The sequence below is a fragment of the uncultured Amaricoccus sp. genome, from assembly GCF_937891315.1.
Taxonomy (GTDB): domain Bacteria; phylum Pseudomonadota; class Alphaproteobacteria; order Rhodobacterales; family Rhodobacteraceae; genus Amaricoccus.
Map to the genome: position 1 here is coordinate 1 of NZ_CALAGI010000111.1, position 4,776 is coordinate 4,776.

Sequence of the window (4,776 nt, forward strand, 5' to 3'; positions counted from 1 at the left end):
TCTACACAGGCGAAGACACTCTTTCCCTACACGACGCTCTTCCGATCTGTCGGCATGGGAAATCGGTCTCCGTCAGACTTCTCGGTGATGCGTGCATAGTTGCATCCGGGCGCGGTGACTGCGTAGAATTCCGCGGTTCCGGGGAATTCGATGACACAAATATGGGACCGCGAGCTGGATATTCTCGCCACCTCCGGGTGGCTCGCCGAGACGCCCGGGCTGTTCCGGGACGCCGTTCTCGGACGGTGTCGTCTCAGGCGGTATCGCCGGGGCGATGCGATCTACCGCGCCGGTGATCCGGCCGGCGGGATCTACGGATTGATCGAGGGCGGCGTCGGCGTCGAGCTCTCGCCCGATGACCGCGCGCCCTATATCGGCACCTTCGCCCGGCCGGGCTTCTGGATCGGGGAGGGATCGGTCCTGACCCGCGGCCCGCGGCTCATCGGCATTCGGGCGACGCGGGACAGCGTTCTCGCCTATCTGCCGCTCGCCCAGTGGGACGCGATCGTCCGCAGCGATCCCGAGGCCTGGCGCTGGGCCGCGCTGCTCGCCCTGCGCAGCGCCTTGCTCGCCCTGGCGGTCGCCGACGCGCTGATGATACCGGGCGCGGCCGAGCGGCTGGCCGCGATCCTGCTGGTCCTGTCAGGGCAGGGCGCGCCCGGGGACGCGGCGGCCCCGGTGACGATCGATGTCAGCCAGGACATGCTGGCGCGGATGGCCAATCTTTCGCGGTCGAGCACCGGGCGCCTTCTTCAGGCGTTCGAAGCGGGCGGGCTCATCGAAAGCGCGTATCGCCAGATCCGCGTCATCGACCAGGGGGGGCTGCGGAGAATCCGGGGGCGCCGGCGCCGGGAAGACGGCCGGGCGTCGCGGGGCTAGAGCAATATCCAACCAGACGGAATCGTCCGGTGGCTAGGATATCGCGCTAGATCAAGACTCTGGAGCGGACGCGCCGGCTCTGCCGGGGCGGACTCCGCGCTAGAAGCGGGCGCGGAGCATCAGTTCGGCGCTGATCCCGTCGCCGTAGGTCACGGCGTTGTAGAAGCCGGTGCTGGCGTAGTATTTCTCGTCAAGGATGTTGTTGACCGAGAGCGTCAGCACCGATTCCTCGGTCACGTCGTAGGAAGCGTTGAGGTCGAAGACCGCGTAGGGGTCCTGCTTGACATTCGGCAGGTCGTCGTACCAGGGGATGCCGTCGGTCGTGCTCTGCCAGCGCACCGCGCCGCCCACCGTCAGCCGTTCGTCGAGGAAGCCCGGAACCCGGTAGTCGGTGGCGGCCTTCAGGGTGTTGCGCGGGGTGTCGGTATTGACCTCGTTGCCGGCATTGTCCTCGGAAGTGGCGTAGGTATAGCCGAAGGACGCGTTCCACCGTTCGTTGATCGCGCCGGCCGCCTCGATCTCGAAGCCCTGCGTGGTGGTGCCGTCGATCGAGCGGTAGACGGTGTGCACGCGGCCGCTCGGGTCGGTATATTGGTCGACGAATTCCGGCACGTCCTTCTGGTCGGTACGAAACAGCGCGGCCGAAGCGTACATCGCGCCGTCGAACAAGCCGGCCTTCACGCCGACCTCGTAGTTCCAGCCATAGGTCGGGCCGAGGAAGTCTCCGTTGGCGTCCTGCAGCAGGTTCGGCTGGTAGATGCTCGTGACGCTGCCGTAGGCGGTGAAGGTCTGGTTGATGTCGTAGGTGACGCCGAGATAGGGGGTCACGATGTTCCGGTAGCTATAGGAAGCCTCGCCGGTGTAGGTGTCGGAGACCGAGCCGTCCCAGTAGTTCAGCCGGGCGCCGCCGATGATGGCGAGGGCGTCGGTCGCATGGAACTGCGTCGTGCCGTAGAGGCCGACCTGTGTCGTGTTGCTCGCCCAGTTCTGGTCGACGGTGGGCGACCACGACGGTTCCGCGAAGCTTCCGTCCCAGGCGAAGACATTGCCGACCGGCCCGAGCGTCGCGTAATCCACGCTGTATCCGTCAAAGTCGCCGTCGCCCTTCGATCCGAACAGGCCGACCACGAACTGATGGGTGCGACCGAGGGCCTCGAAGTCGCCGTTCACCACGGCGTTCAGCGAGTTCTGGGTATAGCCGCCATCGTAGTTGCCGGCCGAATCCGCGACCGGCCCGACGCCGGTGGCCGGATCGACGAAGATCGGTTCGCCGTCGGCCGTGAGGCCGTCGGTGACCCAGAGCAGCTTCGCTTGCATGTCGTTGCGGACGTGAGTGGCGACGACGCGGCCGGTCCAGCCGTTGTCGAAGACATGTTCGAGCGAGGCATAGGCCTCGGTGCGCTGGGTGTCGTTCTTCGTCCAGTCGGCGCCGAGGTTGAAGCCGCGGGGCCAGTCGATCAGCGAGCCGTCGGCGTACCAGGCCGGCAGGCCCGCCCAGCTCACATTATTGGCCCGCGTGTCCTGGTAGCTGATACCGACATTGAGCAATGTGCTGTCGGTGAGGTCGAATTCGAGGGCGCCGAAGCCGGTGTAGCGCTCCTTGAAGTAGCGGTCGAGGCTGCTCTCGCGGGCGTCGGCGGCGCCGATCAGGCGCCCGCGGACCGTGCCGCTCTCGTTGAGCGGCCCGGAGATGTCGACCTCCGCCCGGCCGCCGGTCGGATAGGCGAGGGCGGCGGCGACCTCGCGGCGCAGGAAGCTGGTCGGCCGCTTGCGGACGAAGTTGATCGAGGCGCCGGGCTCGCCCGCGCCCTGCATCAGGCCGGTGGCGCCGCGCACGATCTCGACATGGTCGTAGAGCACCATGTCGGCGTTGTTGTCGCCGAACTGCCAGGTGCTGTCCCGCGGGATCGGCACGCCGTCGTACTGGTAGGCGGTGATCTCGAAGCCGCGCGCGTGGAAGATCGAGCGTTCGCTGTCGTAGGGCAGCACGGTGATGCCGGTGGCCGCGGCCAGCGTCTCGTCGACGGAGGTGATGTTGCGGTCCTTCATCTGGGCGTCGGTTATGACGCTGGTCGATTGCGGCGTTTCCTTCTGGGAGAGCGGCATGCCGGTGGCCGAGCGCATCCATTCGGTCGTCCACGAGCCGGTGTCCTCGGTCGTCGTGCCCGGCGCCGCGGTGATTTCGAGCGTGTCGAGGACGAGCGTGCCCTCGCCGGGCGCCTCGGTCTCGATGGCGGCGGTCTCCGCCCCGGCCGCCACCGCCGCCTCCTGCGCGAACGCCCCGCCGCCGAACAGCAGTCCGACCAGCGCCACGCCGTCGAAGATCGCCGCGCCGTATGACCGCGCCGGCCCGTCCTGTCCTGGAGAAATCCCACCCATTGCTCGCGCCCCATCGTCCCGAAGGTCCGGCTGGCGCGGCGCTGGCTATCCCTCGCATGGCTAGTGGCGGATCGGCGGCTTGGCAACGGTTGCGCGGGCAATTCGGCCACCGCGTTGCCGATCCGCCATGGGGGCGCCGGCGGCCTCCCGCGCCACGTCGGGGGACATGACGCCGGGCAACAGGCCTCAGTTCAGCTTCTGGCGGAGGATGTCGCGGAGCTTGCCGAGGTCCGTCGCGAAGCCGCGGATGCCGGCGGCGAGCATCTCGGTCGCCATCGCGTCCTCGTTCATCTCCCAGCGGAAGCGCTGCTCGTCCATCGCGACGGCGGGCTCGGGCTCGAAGGCGTCGGGCGAGAGGGCGCGGTCAAGCGGCGCGTCGCTGGCGTCGAGCGCCTCGAGGAAGTTCGGGGCGATCGTCAGCCGGTCGCAGCCGGCGAGGGCGGCGATCTGGCCGGTCGAGCGGAAGGAGGCGCCCATCACCACGGTCGGGACGCCGTGCGCCTTGTAGTAGTTGTAGATGCCGCGAACGGAAGTCACGCCCGGATCCTCGGCCGGCGGATAGTCGGTGGTGCCGGTCGCCTTCTTGTACCAGTCGGTGATGCGGCCGACGAAGGGCGAGATCAGGAAGACGCCGGCGTCGGCGCAGGCGATGGCCTGGGCCTTGCTGAAGAGCAGCGTGAGGTTGGTGTCGATGCCCTTCTTCTGCAGATCCTCCGCCGCGCGGATGCCCTCCCAGGTGGAGGCGAGCTTCACCAGGATGCGCTCGCGCGGGATCTGGCGGGTCTCGTAGTCCGCGATGATCTCTTGGGCGCGGGCGACCGATCGCTTCGCGTCGAAGGAGAGGTCGGCGTCGACCTCGGTCGAGACGCGGCCGGGGACGATGGCGGCGAGCGCCGCGCCGACCGAGACGGCGAGCCGGTCGGCCACCGCGCCGACGCGGGCCTCGGCCCCGCCGTTCCGGCGCGCGCCCCAGGCGACGGCCTCCTTCATGGTGTCCTCGAACTCAGGCGTGCCGAGCGCCTTCAGGACGATCGAGGGATTGGTCGTGCAATCGACGGGCTTCAGGCGGCGCACCGCCTCGATGTCGCCGGTGTCGGCGACGACGGTGGTCATGGCGCGGAGCTGGTTGAGCTGGGAGGTCATGGGCTTTCTCGAACGAAGGGGGTGGCGGGACAGCGTCCTGCTTGCCGGTGAGCGCGGGCGCGGGCGGTCTCCCTAGTGGGCGGCGGCCGGGGCCGACCGCGAGGTCAGCCACAGCAGGCCCTTCTGCAGCAGGATGAAGGCGAAGAGCAGCAGGCCGATGACGATCTTGGTCCACCAGCTCGAGAGCGTGCCGTCGAAGGTGATGTAGGTCTGGATCAGCCCCATGATGAGCACGCCGATCAGCGTGCCGGCGACATAGCCGCTGCCGCCCGAGAGGAGCGTGCCGCCGATGACGACGGCGGCGATGGCGTCGAGTTCGACGCCCACGGTGGCAAGCGAATAGCCGGCCGAGGTGTAGATCGAGAAGACGATGCC

3 protein-coding genes and 1 pseudogene are annotated in these 4,776 nt (G+C 68.4%); 1 reads left to right on the forward strand and 3 read right to left on the reverse strand.

Translation table 11 applies throughout. The features are described 5' to 3' along the window. Positions 1-150: 150 nt before the first annotated feature. Positions 151-879: a Crp/Fnr family transcriptional regulator gene (locus Q0480_RS10370; protein ID WP_299132641.1), complete on the forward strand. Its 729-nt coding sequence runs from the start codon at positions 151-153 to the stop codon at positions 877-879. Between the two features lie 99 nt (positions 880-978). Here the strand turns inward: Q0480_RS10370 and Q0480_RS10375 are convergent, their stop codons facing one another. The 3 genes and pseudogenes from Q0480_RS10375 to Q0480_RS10385 all read right to left on the reverse strand — a co-directional run. Next, complete coding sequence (locus tag Q0480_RS10375; protein WP_299132643.1) at positions 979-3,258, reverse strand: TonB-dependent siderophore receptor; 2,280 nt, start codon at positions 3,256-3,258, stop codon at positions 979-981. A 186-nt stretch (positions 3,259-3,444) separates the two neighbouring features. Continuing rightward, positions 3,445-4,401 (reverse strand): transaldolase, encoded by a 957-nt coding sequence (gene tal / locus Q0480_RS10380; protein ID WP_299132644.1) that lies wholly within the window; start codon positions 4,399-4,401, stop codon positions 3,445-3,447. A gap of 72 nt (positions 4,402-4,473) precedes the next feature. After that, positions 4,474-4,776, reverse strand: a pseudogene (locus Q0480_RS10385) (sugar ABC transporter permease YjfF); the annotation flags it as partial.

Excerpts from the sequence above, each read along its gene's own strand:
- Q0480_RS10370 (WP_299132641.1), top strand. The coding sequence starts at position 151 with ATGACACAAATATGGGACCGCGAGCTGGATATTCTCGCCACCTCCGGG.
- Q0480_RS10375 (WP_299132643.1), bottom strand. The coding sequence starts at position 3,258 with ATGGGTGGGATTTCTCCAGGACAGGACGGGCCGGCGCGGTCATACGGC.
- tal (WP_299132644.1), bottom strand. The coding sequence starts at position 4,401 with ATGACCTCCCAGCTCAACCAGCTCCGCGCCATGACCACCGTCGTCGCC.